This is a genomic window from Pantoea sp. DY-5 (assembly GCF_019795955.1).
Lineage (GTDB): Bacteria > Pseudomonadota > Gammaproteobacteria > Enterobacterales > Enterobacteriaceae > Pantoea > Pantoea leporis.
The window spans coordinates 223,578-239,405 of the sequence record NZ_JAIMIE010000007.1 but is presented as its reverse complement, the minus strand read 5'-3'; the positions used below and the strand labels follow the sequence as shown (position 1 = coordinate 239,405).

Genomic DNA, 15,828 nt, shown 5'->3' with positions numbered 1-15,828 from the left:
AGACGAGAATGAGTAACGTGACTTCATCAGCCGGTAAAATTCAGGTCCGTAATCTGAACTTCTATTACGGTAAGTTTCACGCGCTGAAAAACATCAATCTGGATATCACCAAAAACCAGGTGACCGCGTTTATCGGCCCATCAGGCTGCGGTAAATCCACTTTGCTGCGCACCTTCAACAAAATGTACTCGCTCTATCCGGAGCAGCGTGCCGAAGGTGACATCCTGCTGGATGGCGATAACATTCTGGCTTCCAATCAGGATATCGCCCTGCTGCGCGCCCGCGTCGGTATGGTGTTCCAGAAGCCTACGCCGTTCCCGATGTCGATTTATGACAACATCGCCTTCGGCGTGCGCCTGTTTGAGAAGCTGTCGCGTGCCGATATGGATGAGCGCGTGCAGTGGGCGCTGACCAAAGCCGCGCTGTGGAATGAAACCAAAGACAAGCTGCATCAGAGCGGTTACAGTCTTTCCGGCGGTCAGCAGCAGCGTCTGTGCATCGCCCGCGGCATCGCGATTCGCCCGGAAGTGCTGTTGCTGGATGAGCCTTGCTCCGCGCTGGATCCGATCTCAACCGGTCGTATTGAAGAGCTGATCACCGAACTGAAGCAGGATTACACTGTGGTGATCGTGACTCACAACATGCAGCAGGCTGCGCGTTGTTCTGACCACACCGCTTTTATGTATCTGGGCGAGCTGATTGAGTTCAGCGATACCGATACCTTGTTCACTAAGCCCGCACAGAAGCAGACCGAAGATTACATCACCGGTCGTTACGGCTGATTCAGGAGACGCACATGGATAATTTAAATCTGAACAAACACATCTCCGGTCAGTTCAACGCGGAGCTGGAGCACATTCGCACGCAAGTGATGATCATGGGCGGCATGGTTGAGAAGCAGCTGATGGACGCCATCACCGCGATGCACAACCAGGATGGCGAGCTGGCGCGTCACGTCATCGACGGCGACCAGAAGGTCAACATGATGGAAGTGGAGATTGATGAAGCCTGTGTGCGCATCATCGCCAAACGCCAACCGACCGCCAGCGATTTGCGCCTGGTAATGGCGATCATCAAGACCATTTCTGAGCTGGAACGCATTGGCGATGTGGCGGAAAAAATCAGCCGCACCGCGCTGGAGAAGTTCAGCCAGCAGCATCTGCCGCTGCTGGTGAGCCTTGAAGCGCTTGGTCATCACACCGTGCAGATGCTGCACGACGTGCTGGATGCGTTCGCGCGCATGGATCTCAACGAAGCCATCAAAATCTACCGCGAAGATAAGAAGGTGGATAAAGAGTACGAAGGCATCGTGCGTCAGCTGATGACCTACATGATGGAAGATCCGCGCACTATCCCAAGCGTGCTGACCGCGCTGTTCTGCGCGCGCGCCATCGAGCGTATCGGCGATCGCTGCCAGAACATCTGCGAAATTATCTTCTATTTCGTCAAAGGTCAGGATTTCCGTCATGTGGGCGGCGACAAGCTGGATGAACTGCTGTCGGGCGATGACGGCAGCAATAAACCCTCTTGATTGATGCGTCGGCGGCCCGTTGCCACTGTGGCTAACGGGCCGCCTGCTTAAATTCTGTCTGTTCTCATCGATTCCCTCTCTTTATACTTGGCGCACTTTTTTCTGCCAGGTGCTGTTACATGTCTTCCCCAACTCCTAAAAAACAAGCCATTACACCGGCGAAAGCCATGGTGGCGGCTATCAGCGGCTACGCGATGGACGGATTTGATCTGCTGATTCTTGGCTTTATGCTGCCGGCGATCAGCGTCTCGCTGGCGCTCGATCCGTCTCAGGCCGGTTCGCTGGTCACCTGGACGCTGATTGGCGCAGTGATCGGCGGCATCGTGTTTGGTCATCTGAGCGATCGTTATGGCCGCATCCGTATCCTTACCGTCACTATTCTGGTGTTCTCGGTATTCACTGGCCTGTGCGCCGTGGCGCAGGGTTATTGGGATCTGCTGGTGTACCGCACGCTGGCGGGCGTGGGATTGGGCGGCGAGTTCGGCATCGGCATGGCGCTGATTGCCGAAGCCTGGCCGAAAGAGAAGCGCAACCGCGCCTCGGCGTGGGTGGGCATTGGCTGGCAGCTCGGTGTGCTGCTGGCGGCCTTTATCACGCCGCCGCTGCTGAGCGTGATTGGCTGGCGCGGCATGTTCCTCGTCGGTTTGCTGCCGGCGCTGGTCTCCTTTGTGATTCGCCGCAGCATGGGCGAGCCGGAGAGCTTTACCCGCCACGTGGAGAAAACGCCGCAGCTCTCCTTTGGCGCACGTCTTAAATTGCTGTTTGCCGATCGCGCCACCAGTAAAGCCAGCCTGGGGATTTTCATTCTCTGCTCGGTGCAGAACTTTGGTTACTACGGATTGATGATCTGGATGCCGAGCTATCTGTCGTCCAGCTTCGGCTTCAGCCTGACCAAATCAGGCTTGTGGACCGCGGTGACGGTGGTGGGCATGACGTTCGGCATCTGGCTGTTTGGCGTGCTGGCCGATCGCTTCGCGCGCTGGAAAATCTTCCTGCTGTATCAGTTCGGCGCGGTGGTGATGGTGGTGGTGTATGCGCAGCTGCGCGATCCTACGGTGATGCTGTTTACCGGCGCGCTGATGGGGATGTTTGTGAACGGCATGATTGGCGGCTACGGCGCGCTGATTTCCGATACTTTCCCACCGCAGGCGCGCGCAACAGCGCAGAACGTGTTGTTTAATTTGGGGCGTGGCGTAGGCGGGTTTGGTCCATTGGTGATTGGCCTGCTGGCGACCAATATCTCTTTCACCGCGGCGATCACGCTGCTGGCGCTGATTTATCTGCTGGATATCGCCGCCACGCTGTTCCTGCTGCCGAAGAAGCAGAGCAACGAGGATTCGTTAGGGGCGATTGGCTGATTTGGATTGTGCTGGCTGTCCCCCCATCCCGGCCTTCCCCCATGAATGGGGGGAAGGAGATGCTGACACATGCAATTCCCAACTCACATATTGCAGCATCTTCCTCCCCCATTCATGGGGGAGGACCGAGGAGGAGGACAGCCAGCACGAACCGAGGAGGGGGAAAACGAGCACTACCCCACCAAATCCCAGCCACGCGCGCGCCACAAATCCGGCAACTGCGCCATATCATCAAAGCGCGTCACCAGCGGATGATCGAGTTCGGGATTGTGCGCATCGGCGCAGTAGTAAAACACCGGAATCCCGGCCGCGATCCCCGCACGCGCGCCCGCCTCGGAATCATCCACCAGAATGCACTTCTCAATCGGCACCTGCATCTGCTCGGCGGCGTGATACATCAATTCCGGATCCGGCTTCCAGTGGTTAATGTCATATCCGCTGTACAGCTTGCCATCGAGATACGGCAGCATGCCGGTCAATCCCAGCGAATGCTGCATCTTCTTCACCGTGCCGTTTGAAACCACACACATCGGCACGTTGACACTTTCCACCAGCGCTTTGGCACCGGTAATTGGCTTCAAATCGAGATCAAACAATCTAGCCACTTCGGCGCGATAGGCGGTTTCCACTTCTTCGAGCGGCAGTTCAACCTGATGTTCGGCCGCCACATCGCGGATGATGTCGTAGAGCTTTACCCCTTTATACTGCTCAAACATCTGCTGCAGAGAGCGTTCAATACCGTAGCGGGCAAAGGTGTTGACGTAAGCTTGCGTACAGATCACTTCGCTGTCGACCAGCGTGCCGTCGCAATCAAAAAAAATACATTCCACCGACATCGCACATCATCCTTTTGTTAAACAATAAGCTGACACTCTAGCGCACTGAGCGCAGAAAGCGACCCTGAGCAACCGGTTGCGAATAATCAGTGTTTTGCCGCGCTAAACTCTATAGGATACGCGGCGATAAATTTTTTAGCGGAACAGTGGAATGACTAATCAGGGCCTTTTGCAGCGCATCTTCAAACTGCAGGAACACGGAACCACCGTGCGTACCGAAGTGATTGCCGGTTGCACGACTTTCCTGACGATGGTGTACATCGTTTTCGTTAACCCGCAAATTCTCGGTGTGGCGGGCATGGATACGCAGGCGGTGTTTGTTACTACCTGCTTGATTGCAGCGTTCGGCAGCATTCTGATGGGGCTGGTGGCGAATTTGCCGGTAGCACTGGCACCGGCGATGGGCCTGAACGCCTTCTTCGCCTTTGTGGTGGTCGGTGCCATGGGTTATTCGTGGCAGATTGGTATGGGCGCGATTTTCTGGGGCGCATTAGGCTTGCTGATCCTCACGCTGCTGCGCGTGCGTTACTGGATGATTGCCAACATTCCGCTCAGCCTACGCGTTGGCATCACCGCCGGTATCGGCCTGTTTATCGCCATGATGGGGCTGAAAAACGCCGGAATTATCGTGCCAAACGCCGACACCATCGTTGCCGTTGGCAATCTGACCTCGCACAGCGTGCTGCTTGGGGCGCTGGGTTTCTTCATCATCGCGATTCTGGCTTCACGCAACATCCATGCGGCGGTGCTGGTATCGATTGTGGTGACGACCGCGCTGGGCCTGATCATTGGCGATGTGAAATTCAGCGGCGTGTTCGCGGCCCCGCCAGCGATCACTTCCGTTGTGGGCCAGGTTGATATCAAAGGTGCGTTCAACATCGGCATGGCCGGGGTGATCTTCTCCTTTATGCTGGTGAATCTGTTCGACTCCTCCGGCACGCTGATTGGCGTGACCGATAAAGCCGGGCTGACTGACGAGAAAGGCACTTTCCCACGCATGAAACAGGCGCTGTACGTTGATAGCATCAGTTCGGTGACCGGTTCGCTGATTGGTACCTCATCGGTAACCGCCTACATTGAAAGTTCGTCCGGTGTGGCGATCGGCGGTCGTACCGGCTTGATGGCGGTGATCACCGGGATTCTGTTCCTGCTGGTGATGTTCCTGTCACCGCTGGCGGCGATGGTGCCATCCTATGCGGCGGCGGGTGCGCTGATTTACGTTGGCGTATTGATGACGGCGTCGCTGTCACGCGTGCAGTGGGACGATCTCACCGAAGCGGTGCCAGCGTTTGTTACTGCGGCGATGATGCCGTTCAGCTTCTCGATCACGGAAGGTATCGCGCTGGGCTTTATCTCTTACTGCGTGATGAAGTTGGGAACCGGCCGCTGGCGTGAAATCAGCCCGTGCGTGGTGGTGGTCGCGCTACTGTTCGTGCTGAAAATCGTCTTTATCGATGCCCACTAAACAGTAAAGGCCGCTGATGCGGCCTTTTTTACGGATGTCCCATCTCATGCGGCGTGACCAAACTGGTCAGGCGCAGCGTATGCGGCCCGATATTGGGTTTACTCATCTCGACATCGCGCAGTGCTTGCCACTGCTGCGCGCCATCAATCTCCCACAGATGTAAGCGTTCGGTGCCGGGCGACAGCGCGCACGACCACACCAGCGTGGGCTCAGCATCACACACCGCCTGAATATCGGGGAACACGGTGGAACGCAGCCGACCGGCCGCAGGATGCAAACGCAGTGAATCAATACCGCTATCGGTTTCGCCGGTGAGCTTGAGAATGCTTTGGCGCAGCGTCCAGATTTGCGTCAGCGCTTCCATGAAATCCTGCTGCGCGTTAATCCATGCTTTTTCGCCGGAGGAGAGATCCTGTGTCAGCATATCCTGTGTTTGGCGACTGTGTGCGCGCACAATTTCCATATCCAGTCCGGCGCGGCCGCCTTCTTCGGCCAGCAGCACACCGATAGTGTTTCCGGCGTAGGAGATGCTGAAATCGGGCAGGTTGGCATCGGCAAAACAGGGACGTCCGCTGCTGCTGGTCGTTAGCGCGGGGAGTTCGCGGATACCGTAGACGCGTAACATCAGCTGAGCCAGCAGTTCGCGTGCGGCGAGAAAGCGTCCGCGACGCTTGTCAGCGAAGCGCTGAGCGCTGTTGATTACTTCTTGTGGCACCCGCATGTTCTCAGAAGAAAAGGGCGGATTACCTATCCAACGTACAAAATGACTAGCCATCTGTCGCTCCATGAAAATGGTCGAATAATCATCAGTGCTATTGTAAGAATTTTCTCATGGGTTTGCATCCGGCTTAAGATGGAATAGGCGATATTTCAGATAAGGACGAAGCCATGCGGCAATCCCATTTGGCAACTTTGCATAGAACGCTTTTGCAGAAACCTGCCGGATTGAGTGCCTAACTGTGTGATGTGGTGTAGGATTTGGGCAGTAAAACAGCACATCAAAGTGCGCTAACTCTTCATTCATCTGCCCATTGTGCGCATTGTTAAAACAGGCACGTCGGAGTTTTTTATGTCAGATACCGCTATTTCTCGCCAGGAATCGATCTCGCTTGATGAGTTTCGTCACGGCATGCGTCGCTTAACCGCGGGTGTTTCTCTGGTTACCACCGAATTTCAGGGCGAAAAGCTGGGGCTGATTGCCACGTCGGTCAGTTCGCTGGCGGCTGAGCCACCCAGCCTGCTGGTGTGCGTGAATCGTAGCGCGTCCAGTCATGATGCTTTTATCGCAGCCGGCCATTTTGCCGTGAACGTGCTGCGTGAGCAGCATGACGACTTATGTGCCCAGTTCAGCCAATCCTCACGCCGCGCCGAGCGTTTTCAAAACGGTACGTGGCAGACGCTGAATACCGGCGCGCCGATTCTGGCTGATGCGCTGGTGAGTTTTGATTGCCAGCTGGAGAAGGTAGTGGAGTGGAACACGCACAGCGTGCTGCTGGCGCGTATCGTGGGCATTGCTCTGCCAGGTGAAGCGGCAGAGCCGATGATCTACTTCAACAGCGGCTTCCATTCACTGGGATAACCGCTTGAAACGGGCGTCGTGGGCTAAGCCCGACGCCTTTTCTCAATCAGGCAAAGGTGCTGGCTTCATCAAAGCCGAGACGTGGCAGACGCGCGTGCAGTTTGCTGGCTTCGCCATAGCCGAGATTGATCAGTAAGTTCACCTGCCATTTGCTCTCGCTAAAGAAGGCGTCGTTCACTTTTGTCGGATCGAAACCGGACATCGGGCCGGCATCCAGGCCCAGCGAACGCGCGGCCAGAATCAAATAACCTGCCTGCAAGCTGCTGTTACGGAACGCGGTCTCTTTCGCCAGATCCGGGCTGCTGGTAAACCAGCTGCGCGCATCACCATGCGGGAACAGCTTCGGCAGCGCTTCGTAGAATTCAGGATCCCACGCCACGATTACCGTTACCGGTGCGGCCATGGTTTTATCGACGTTGCCGGAGGAGAGCGCGGGTTTCAGCTTCTCTTTGCCTTCCTGCGAGGTCACAAACACAAAACGGCCCGGCGAGCAGTTAGCCGAGGTTGGGCCCAGCGCAGTCAGATGATAGAGCTGCTCCAGCACCTCACGAGAAACCGGTTTGTCCTGCCAATAGCTGTGGGTGCGGGCTTCAATGAACAGCGTGTTCAGCGCCACGCTGTCGAGCGTTGTACTCATGTTTCTCTCCTGTTCAGGCAGCAACTTGCGCCCAATATTTAGCATGAATAATGAATGTACCCAGCAGGACCTGTTCGCCGGGCAATGATCGTTATACTGCAAAGGCGTGGGAGAGCCAAATAACAAAGACGCATGTCTACCGGGCGCCAGATGCGCATGAATGCGCACCCGACATGAGAACGCCGCAGGCCATTACTTACCAATACAGAAACTGGAGAAGATTCTGCCCAGCAAATCGTCGGAGGTGAATTCACCGGTGATTTCGCTCAGCGCTTGCTGCGCTAAACGTAACTCTTCTGCCAGTAATTCGCCGGCCCACGCGCCTAACAGCTGATGCTTGCCCTGCTGCAAGTGCGTTGCGGCTAACTCCAGTGCTTGCAGATGGCGGCGGCGGGCGAGGAATCCGCCTTCCATATTGCCGGCAAATCCCATGCTCTGTTTCAGGTGATCGCGCAGCGCTTCCACACCTTCACCGGTGCGCGCCGAGAGACGAATCAGTGAGTGACCGTTCACTTCAGTGAGGCCCAGCACTTCGCCGGTCATATCCGCTTTGTTACGCACCACGGTAATTGGTAGCGCTTCCGGCAAACGGGCAACAAAATCTGGCCAGATGGCGGCGGCTTCAGTCGCGTCGGTGGTGGTGCCATCGACCATAAATAGCACGCGGTCGGCCTGCTCGATCTCCTGCCACGCGCGTTCAATACCAATGCGCTCGACTTCGTCGCTGGCTTCACGTAAACCGGCGGTATCGATGATGTGCAGCGGCATGCCGTCGATATGGATGTGCTCGCGCAGGACGTCGCGCGTGGTGCCAGCAATATCGGTGACAATCGCCGCTTCGCGCCCGGCTAAGGCATTCAGCAGGCTCGATTTTCCGGCATTAGGACGACCGGCAATCACCACTTTCATCCCTTCGCGCAGCAGGCTGCCCTGACGCGCTTCGGCACGCACGCCGTCGAGATCACCGATCACCACATTCAGCTGTGCTTCAATTTTGCCGTCGGAAAGGAAATCGATCTCCTCATCCGGGAAGTCGATGGCCGCTTCCACATAGATGCGCAGGTGAGTAAGTGCTTCCACAAGTGCATTGATGCGCAGGGAAAACGCGCCTTGCAGCGAGTTCACCGCCGAGCGGGCGGCTTGCTCTGAGCTGGCATCGATCAGATCGGCAATCGCTTCGGCTTGCGCCAAATCGAGCTTGTCGTTAAGGAAGGCGCGTTCGGAGAATTCACCTGGTTGCGCAATGCGTAAGCCGGGCAGCGCCACGATGCGCTTAAGCAGCAGGTCGAGAATCACCGGGCCGCCGTGGCCTTGCAGCTCCAGCACATCTTCACCGGTGAAGGAGTTCGGGCCAGGAAACCACAGCGCAATGCCTTGATCGAGCACGCTGCCATCGGCATCGGTAAAGGGCAGATAGTCGGCATAGCGCGGTTTTGGCAGCTTGCCGAGCACGGCTTGCGCCACCTCAGCGGCTTTGGTGCCAGAGATACGCAGAATGCCAACGCCGCCACGGCCGGGAGGCGTCGCCTGGGCAACGATAGTGTCGCTGTGGCTCATGATTCCACCTTAAACTTTTAGGGTATTAATAAATAAAAATAGGGCGACATAAATGTCGCCCTTTGATTATACGCTGCTGCTGGTTGCAGTCAGGCGTTACGCTTTCTTCTTGTCGCGGCTATGCAGACCACGTTTTTCCAGGCCGCGATAAATCAGCTGCTGCTGGAGAATGGTCACCAGGTTGCTGACGATGTAGTACAGCACCAGACCTGATGGGAACCACAGGAAGAACACGGTGAAGATAACCGGCATGTAGGTCATGATCTTCTGCTGCATCGGATCGGTCACGGTGGTCGGTGACATCTTCTGAATGAAGAACATGGTTATACCCATGATGATCGGCAGAATGTAGTACGGATCCTGCGCTGACAGGTCATGAATCCACAGAATAAACGGCGCATGACGCAGTTCAACCGAGCCTGACAGCATGTAGTATAAGGCCAGGAAGATTGGCATCTGGATAACCAGTGGCAGACAGCCGCCCAGCGGGTTCACTTTCTCCGCTTTATACAGCGCCATCATTTCCTGGCTCTGTTTCTGCTTATCATCGCCCAGACGTTCACGCATCGCCTGAATCTTTGGCTGCAGCATACGCATCTTCGCCATCGAGGTGTACTGCGCTTTGGTCAGCGGGTACATGATGCCACGCACGATGAAGGTGATAACGATAATGGAGAAGCCCCAGTTACCGATAAAGCTGTGGATGAACTTCAGCAGCTTAAACAGCGGCTGCGAGATGAACCACAACCAGCCGTAATCCACGGTCAGATCCAGGTGAGGCGCGATGGCTGCCATCTGATCCTGAATTTCCGGGCCGACCCACAACGTTGCGCCGAGATCTTGCTGTGCGCCTGCGCCAACGGTAACCGGTGCAGATTTGTAGCCAATTGCCGCTACGCCATTGCCGAGGTTAGTGGTGTACAGCGTGTTGTTACCCTGCGTGCGTGGCACCCAGGCGGTAGCAAAGTACTGTTGCAGCATCGCCACCCAACCATTGCTGGTGGTGGTGTTCAGGTTCTCGTTATCCGCGATGGTGTCGAATTTATATTTTTCGTATTTCGCATCGCTGGTTGAGTACGCTGCGCCACGGAAGGTGTGCAAAGCAAAGTTGTTGCTGCCGGTATCGCGGTGCTTAGGCACGTCGATGGTCTGCTTCAGCTGACCAAACATCGACACTTCCAGCGGCTGCTGAGTGGTGTTGTTGATGTTGTAGTCAACGTTTACCGCATACTCACCGCGCTTGAAGACGAAAGTCTTGGTGTAAACCACGCCGTTTTCACCGGTCCAGGTCAACGGTACGCGCAGTTCGCTCTGGCCATCTGCCATTACGAAGCTATCTTGTGAAGTGGTATACAGCGGACGTGCGCCATTGTTCGGGTTATCCGGACCGTTACGGCCAGTTAAGCCGCTCTGCGCCTGATAAACGAAGGCGGGTGTGGTTTCAAGCAGCTGGAACGGTGCATCTGAGCCCAGTTTGTCCGGGTAAGTCAGCAGCTGAGCCTGCTCAATATCGCCACCACGCGTATTGATGTTGAGTGACAGGACATCTGTCTTAACGGTGATCGTTTTGCCCTGTCCGCTAGCCGGCACGCCGGAAGTGGCGGCATCACCCGCTGCGCTGCTTGTGTTTTGCGTGGTCTGGGTTTGCTGTGGCTGCGGAGCGTGGTCCGTCTGCCAGGCTTGCCAGATCATAAAAGACACGAACAGAAAAGCGATGAGAAAGAGATTGCGTTGCGAATCCATCGTTAATGTTCTCTGGTATCAAAGGTTTTTGGCGGCACAGGATCGTCACCACCCGGGTTCAAAGGGTGGCATTTTAATACGCGTTTTATCGTCAACCAACTGCCTTTTACAACGCCAAAGCGGCGTAAGGCCTCAATCCCATACTGCGAACAGGTGGGATGGAACCGGCAATGAGGTCCCAGCAGTGGGCTGATGGCGCGTTGATAAACGCGTATCAGGGCAATCAGGAGCCGCGAGCCAGGCGACAGTGACGACGCCATAGTTTCTCCAACGCTTCCGTCAGCGCACGGTTATCCAGGTCAGCAATCCCTTTTTTAGCCACGATCACAAAATCCATTGCAGGGAGCTCATGTTGACGCAGACGAAAGCTTTCGCGGGTCAATCGCTTGATCCGGTTGCGTTCATGGGCGCGTTTTACATGTTTTTTTGCGACGGTGAGACCGATGCGGGGATGCCCCAGCGCGTTAAGTCGGCCGAGTATGGTGATTTGCGGCGTACCGGCTCGTTGTGGCTGCTGGAAGACGAAAGTGAAATGAGTGGGAGTTAACAAACGTAACTCCCTGGGAAATGCGAGCTTAACCACGAGGGTTAGCTTTATTACTTAGAAACGGTCAGACGAGAACGGCCTTTAGCACGACGACGTGCCAGAACCTGACGACCATTTTTTGTTGCCATACGAGCACGGAAACCGTGTGAACGGTTGCGCTTCAGTACGGACGGTTGAAAAGTGCGTTTCATGGCGATTTCTACCTAAACTTGAAAATTTTCACTGGGTGACGCGTTTTCGGGCCAGTAAATCGACCAACGCCTCAATGTGTCTTTAATAAAGAGGCGGGATTGTAATAATTGTACAGTCCAGAGTCAATTCACTTCGCTGGTCGCGGCACCTGGAAACCCAGATACAGCCCGCTGATTCCGGGCATCAAGGCTTCACGCAATAATGCCGGGTGGGGAATTATACGGGCTGTGGGTTAAAGCGCAAGGATCGCGCAGGATCTTCTTGCGATCAGTTTGCAGATTTGCTGCACGGAAACGAGAGCTTGCCAGAAAAATTAACGCTTTCAGCCACATTAACGCTGGCTTTTTTCGCAGAAAGCGTAAACTCATTATCACTTCAGTAGCCTGTGGATAAATTGGATCAAAACTGTGTAGAAAGGGAAGATCTCTGTGCAGCTTTACGTTATGATCCGCCCTTCCGCTGACGATCCTCGCTGCGATCGCCGGGGAAGACTACCGCGAATAGCGGTCGCAGGCGCTTTCCAACCGTCTGTGTCTAAAAATTACGTTTCTATTTATTAGCGCCTAAAATTCTTATCGATTTTGTACGAGTGGAGTCCGCCGTGTCACTTACGCTTTGGCAACAGTGTCTTGCCCGTTTGCAGGATGAGCTTCCTGCCACCGAATTCAGCATGTGGATTCGTCCGCTGCAAGCTGAATTAAACGACAATACGCTGACCTTGTATGCACCAAATCGGTTTGTACTCGACTGGGTTAGAGATAAATATCTCAATAGTATCAATGGGCTGCTGAATGAATTCTGCGGTGCAAATGTGCCGTTACTGCGTTTCGAAGTCGGTACGCGCCCTGCAGCACAGGTCACCACTAACCAACCGGCTATGGCCAGTTACAATGCGCCCGCGCCGATCGAAAATCGTCCGGCACCCGCGCAAATTTTGCGTCCAAGTTGGGATTCCGTTCCCGCACCGGCCGATGTGACTTACCGCTCCAATGTGAATAACCGTCATAACTTCGACAACTTCGTCGAAGGTAAATCGAACCAGCTGGCGCGCGCGGCGGCACGTCAGGTGGCGGATAATCCTGGCGGCGCTTATAACCCACTGTTCCTTTATGGCGGCACCGGCCTGGGTAAAACTCACCTGTTGCACGCGGTGGGTAACGGCATTATTGCGCGCAAGCCCAATGCCAAAGTGGTGTACATGCACTCTGAGCGTTTTGTGCAGGACATGGTTAAAGCCTTGCAGAACAACGCCATTGAAGAGTTTAAGCGTTACTACCGCTCGGTTGATGCGCTGCTGATCGATGACATTCAATTCTTTGCCAATAAAGAGCGCTCGCAGGAAGAGTTCTTCCATACCTTCAACGCGCTGCTGGAAGGCAATCAACAGATCATCCTGACCTCGGATCGCTATCCAAAAGAGATCAACGGCGTAGAAGATCGCCTGAAATCACGTTTTGGTTGGGGATTAACGGTGGCGATCGAGCCGCCTGAACTGGAAACGCGTGTCGCGATCCTGATGAAGAAAGCCGATGAAAACGATATTCGCCTGCCGGGTGAAGTCGCCTTCTTTATTGCTAAGCGTTTGCGTTCTAATGTCCGCGAGCTGGAAGGCGCGCTGAACCGCGTGATTGCCAACGCGAACTTTACCGGTCGCGCGATTACCATCGATTTCGTGCGCGAAGCGCTGCGCGATCTGCTGGCGCTGCAGGAAAAGCTGGTCACCATCGATAATATTCAGAAAACGGTGGCCGAGTATTACAAAATTAAAGTGGCGGATTTGCTGTCGAAACGCCGTTCGCGTTCGGTAGCGCGTCCGCGCCAGATGGCGATGGCGATGGCGAAAGAGCTCACCAATCACAGCTTGCCGGAGATTGGCGATGCGTTTGGTGGTCGCGACCATACCACCGTGCTTCACGCTTGCCGTAAAATCGAGCAGCTGCGTGAAGAGAGCCACGACATTAAAGAAGATTTCTCTAACCTCATTCGAACACTATCTTCCTGACGCATATGAAATTTATTGTAGAACGTGAGCAGTTACTGAAGCCATTGCAACAGGTTAGCGGTCCACTTGGCGGACGCCCGACGCTGCCGATCCTGGGAAATTTACTGCTGCAGGTTAGCGAAGGCTCGCTGCGCTTGACCGGTACCGATCTGGAAATGGAAATGGTAGCCCGTGTTGCGCTGACGCAGCCACACGAGTCGGGCGCCACCACGGTTCCCGCGCGTAAATTCCTCGATATTTGCCGCGGTTTGCCGGAAGGCGCTGAGATCAGCCTGACGCTGGAAGGCGACAGAATGCTGGTGCGTTCTGGCCGCAGCCGTTTCTCGCTGTCAACGCTGCCCGCCAGCGACTTCCCGAATCTGGATGACTGGCAGAGCGAGGTGGAATTCACCTTGCCGCAGGCGACGCTGAAACGTCTGATTGAAGCCACGCAGTTCTCAATGGCGCATCAGGATGTGCGTTATTACCTCAACGGTATGCTGTTCGAAACCGAAGGCGAAGAGTTGCGTACCGTCGCTACCGATGGTCACCGCCTTGCCGTATGCTCCATGCCGATTGGTCAGGCGCTGCCAAACCATTCGGTGATCGTGCCGCGTAAAGGGGTGATTGAGTTGATGCGTTTGCTCGACGGTGGCGAAACGCCGCTGCAGGTGCAAATCGGCAGCAGCAATATCCGCGCACACGTTGGTGACTTCATCTTTACGTCGAAGCTGGTTGATGGCCGTTTCCCGGATTATCGCCGCGTATTGCCAAAGAATCCCGACAAAGCGCTGGAAGCTGGCTGTGATATTTTAAAACAGGCGTTTGCGCGTGCGGCGATTCTCTCGAATGAGAAATTCCGCGGTGTTCGCATCTATATCACCGAAAATCAGCTTAAAATCACGGCGAATAACCCAGAGCAGGAAGAAGCGGAAGAGATGCTGGATGTCTCTTACAACGGCACCGATCTGGAGATTGGCTTCAACGTCAGCTACGTGCTGGATGTGTTGAATGCGCTCAAGTGCGAGAACGTGCGTTTGCTGCTGACCGATGGCGTATCGAGCGTGCAGATTGAGGATGTGGCCAGTCCGGCTGCAGCCTACGTCGTGATGCCAATGCGCTTGTGATCCTTATCGGGCTAACTTACTCGCTATTTTGCGCCCGGGCAGTGCTCGTCCCTGGTCACATACTTCAGTATGCTCCCAGGGCCTGCGCGCTGGCCGTGCACAAACTAGCTTCGACGTTAACGCCCTTGATTGTTGATGTTAGGTAAAACCCTCTCCTACCGTTCTCGCTGGATTGTTTATGGCTTTAACCCGCCTCCTGATTAAAGATTTTCGCAATATCGAGCAGGCCGATCTGGCTTTGGCGCCGGGGTTTAATTTCCTTGTCGGTGCCAACGGCAGCGGTAAAACCAGCGTGCTGGAGGCGATTTACACGCTGGGGCACGGTCGCGCATTTCGCAGTTTGCAAGCGGGCCGTGTGATTCGTCACGATCAGGACGCCTTTGTGCTGCACGGCCGCATTGAAGGCAGCGAACGTGAAATGTCGGTCGGTCTGACCAAGAGTCGCGCTGGCGACAGCAAAGTGCGTATTGATGGCAGCGATGGTCACAAAGTCGCCGAGTTGGCGCAGCTGCTGCCGATGCAGCTGATTACGCCGGAAGGATTTACCCTGCTCAATGGCGGTCCAAAATATCGTCGTGCCTACATCGATTGGGGCTGCTTTCACGCCTCGCCTGGTTTTTTCCATGCCTGGAGCAATTTGCGTCGCCTGCTGAAACAGCGCAATGCGGCGCTGCGTCAGGTTTCGCGCTACAGCCAGATTCGTCCATGGGATCAGGAACTGGTGCCGCTGGCCGAACAGATCAGCGCCTGGCGCGCTGAATACAGCGCGGCGATTTCCCGCGAGATCATCGCCACCTGTGGTCAGTTTTTACCGGAGTTTGCGTTGACGTTCTCTTTCCAGCGCGGCTGGGATAAAGAGAGCGACTACGCCGAACTGCTGGAACGCAATTTCGAGCGCGACCGCGCGCTCACGTATACCGCCAGCGGCCCGCATAAAGCCGATTTTCGCATTCGTGCCGAGGGCACGCCGGTGGAAGATTTACTCTCACGCGGCCAGTTAAAACTGCTGATGTGCGCGCTGCGCTTAGCGCAGGGCGAATACCTGACGCGCAGCAGCGGACAACGCTGTTTGTATTTGATTGATGACTTTGCCTCAGAGCTGGATGACACCCGTCGTCGGCTGTTAGCTGAACGCCTAAAAGCCACGCAGGCTCAAGTATTTGTCAGCGCCATTGGTGTCGAGCATGTAATCGACATGAGTGATGAAAAGGGCAAGATGTTCCGCGTGGAACAGGGTAAAATAGTGGTTCAACCTGAAGATTAAATGAGCGAGAA

At 55.3% G+C, this 15,828-nt stretch carries 17 protein-coding genes; 8 read left to right on the top strand and 9 right to left on the bottom strand.

From position 1 onward, the window contains the following. The first annotated feature begins 8 nt into the window (after nt 1–8). From pstB to K5Y30_RS20960, 3 genes are all read left to right on the top strand, one after another. Nucleotides 9–782 (top strand): phosphate ABC transporter ATP-binding protein PstB, encoded by a 774-nt coding sequence (gene pstB, locus K5Y30_RS20970; protein ID WP_007893584.1) that lies wholly within the window; start codon nt 9–11, stop codon nt 780–782. 14 nt (nt 783–796) lie between these two features. Beyond that, nucleotides 797–1,531 (top strand): phosphate signaling complex protein PhoU, encoded by a 735-nt coding sequence (gene phoU, locus K5Y30_RS20965; protein ID WP_007893583.1) that lies wholly within the window; start codon nt 797–799, stop codon nt 1,529–1,531. Nucleotides 1,532–1,650: 119 nt separating this feature from the next. Next, the gene (locus K5Y30_RS20960; RefSeq protein WP_101763904.1) at nt 1,651–2,889 is read left to right on the top strand and encodes an MFS transporter; all 1,239 of its coding nucleotides are present in this window, start codon (nt 1,651–1,653) and stop codon (nt 2,887–2,889) included. Between the two features lie 173 nt (nt 2,890–3,062). On the opposite strand, the gene yieH is transcribed toward K5Y30_RS20960, so the two are convergent. Continuing rightward, on the bottom strand, nt 3,063–3,725 hold the full coding sequence (yieH, locus tag K5Y30_RS20955; protein ID WP_101763903.1) for a 6-phosphogluconate phosphatase: 663 nt from the start codon (nt 3,723–3,725) through the stop codon (nt 3,063–3,065). A 151-nt stretch (nt 3,726–3,876) separates the two neighbouring features. On the opposite strand from yieH, the gene K5Y30_RS20950 reads away from it, so the two are divergent. Next, on the top strand, nt 3,877–5,190 hold the full coding sequence (locus K5Y30_RS20950; protein ID WP_101763902.1) for an NCS2 family permease: 1,314 nt from the start codon (nt 3,877–3,879) through the stop codon (nt 5,188–5,190). Nucleotides 5,191–5,218: 28 nt separating this feature from the next. Here the strand turns inward: K5Y30_RS20950 and K5Y30_RS20945 are convergent, their stop codons facing one another. Next, entirely contained in the window at nt 5,219–5,965 is a 747-nt protein-coding gene (locus K5Y30_RS20945; protein ID WP_110868240.1) for a 4'-phosphopantetheinyl transferase superfamily protein, read from the bottom strand. Nucleotides 5,966–6,259: 294 nt separating this feature from the next. Between K5Y30_RS20945 and K5Y30_RS20940 the strand changes: the two genes are divergently transcribed. Further along, the gene (locus K5Y30_RS20940; protein ID WP_101763900.1) at nt 6,260–6,769 is read left to right on the top strand and encodes a flavin reductase family protein; all 510 of its coding nucleotides are present in this window, start codon (nt 6,260–6,262) and stop codon (nt 6,767–6,769) included. Nucleotides 6,770–6,815: 46 nt separating this feature from the next. Here K5Y30_RS20940 and K5Y30_RS20935 read toward each other — a convergent pair whose 3' ends face one another. The 7 genes from K5Y30_RS20935 to K5Y30_RS20905 all read right to left on the bottom strand — a co-directional run bounded on the left by K5Y30_RS20935 (nt 6,816) and on the right by K5Y30_RS20905 (nt 11,813). Next, nucleotides 6,816–7,406, bottom strand: coding sequence for a malonic semialdehyde reductase (locus K5Y30_RS20935; RefSeq protein WP_222185623.1), 591 nt, complete (start codon nt 7,404–7,406; stop codon nt 6,816–6,818). A 192-nt stretch (nt 7,407–7,598) separates the two neighbouring features. Then, nucleotides 7,599–8,963, bottom strand: coding sequence for a tRNA uridine-5-carboxymethylaminomethyl(34) synthesis GTPase MnmE (mnmE, locus tag K5Y30_RS20930; RefSeq protein WP_222185624.1), 1,365 nt, complete (start codon nt 8,961–8,963; stop codon nt 7,599–7,601). Between the two features lie 96 nt (nt 8,964–9,059). Further along, nucleotides 9,060–10,706, bottom strand: coding sequence for a membrane protein insertase YidC (yidC, locus tag K5Y30_RS20925; protein WP_176973331.1), 1,647 nt, complete (start codon nt 10,704–10,706; stop codon nt 9,060–9,062). Between the two features lie 2 nt (nt 10,707–10,708). Further along, nucleotides 10,709–10,966, bottom strand: a complete 258-nt coding sequence (gene yidD / locus K5Y30_RS20920) for a membrane protein insertion efficiency factor YidD (protein ID WP_007893564.1) — start codon at nt 10,964–10,966, stop codon at nt 10,709–10,711. After that, complete coding sequence (gene rnpA, locus K5Y30_RS20915) at nt 10,930–11,289, bottom strand: ribonuclease P protein component (protein ID WP_036648555.1); 360 nt, start codon at nt 11,287–11,289, stop codon at nt 10,930–10,932. Before rnpA ends, yidD begins: the two co-directional genes overlap by 37 nt. A 14-nt stretch (nt 11,290–11,303) precedes the next feature. Then, nucleotides 11,304–11,444, bottom strand: a complete 141-nt coding sequence (gene rpmH / locus K5Y30_RS20910; protein ID WP_003849659.1) for a 50S ribosomal protein L34 — start codon at nt 11,442–11,444, stop codon at nt 11,304–11,306. Nucleotides 11,445–11,636: 192 nt separating this feature from the next. Further along, nucleotides 11,637–11,813: a hypothetical protein gene (locus K5Y30_RS20905; RefSeq protein WP_222213249.1), complete on the bottom strand. Its 177-nt coding sequence runs from the start codon at nt 11,811–11,813 to the stop codon at nt 11,637–11,639. Nucleotides 11,814–12,046: 233 nt separating this feature from the next. On the opposite strand from K5Y30_RS20905, the gene dnaA reads away from it, so the two are divergent. From dnaA to recF, 3 genes are all read left to right on the top strand, one after another. Next, nucleotides 12,047–13,447 carry a chromosomal replication initiator protein DnaA gene (gene dnaA / locus K5Y30_RS20900; protein WP_101763897.1) on the top strand — a complete coding sequence of 467 codons (1,401 nt, stop codon included), beginning with the start codon at nt 12,047–12,049 and terminating at the stop codon, nt 13,445–13,447. Nucleotides 13,448–13,452: 5 nt separating this feature from the next. Continuing rightward, on the top strand, nt 13,453–14,553 hold the full coding sequence (dnaN, locus tag K5Y30_RS20895; RefSeq protein WP_222185625.1) for a DNA polymerase III subunit beta: 1,101 nt from the start codon (nt 13,453–13,455) through the stop codon (nt 14,551–14,553). Between the two features lie 178 nt (nt 14,554–14,731). Further along, a complete protein-coding gene (gene recF / locus K5Y30_RS20890) occupies nt 14,732–15,817 on the top strand; it encodes a DNA replication/repair protein RecF (RefSeq protein ID WP_222213223.1) in 1,086 nt (361 codons plus the stop codon). Nucleotides 15,818–15,828: the final 11 nt, after the last annotated feature.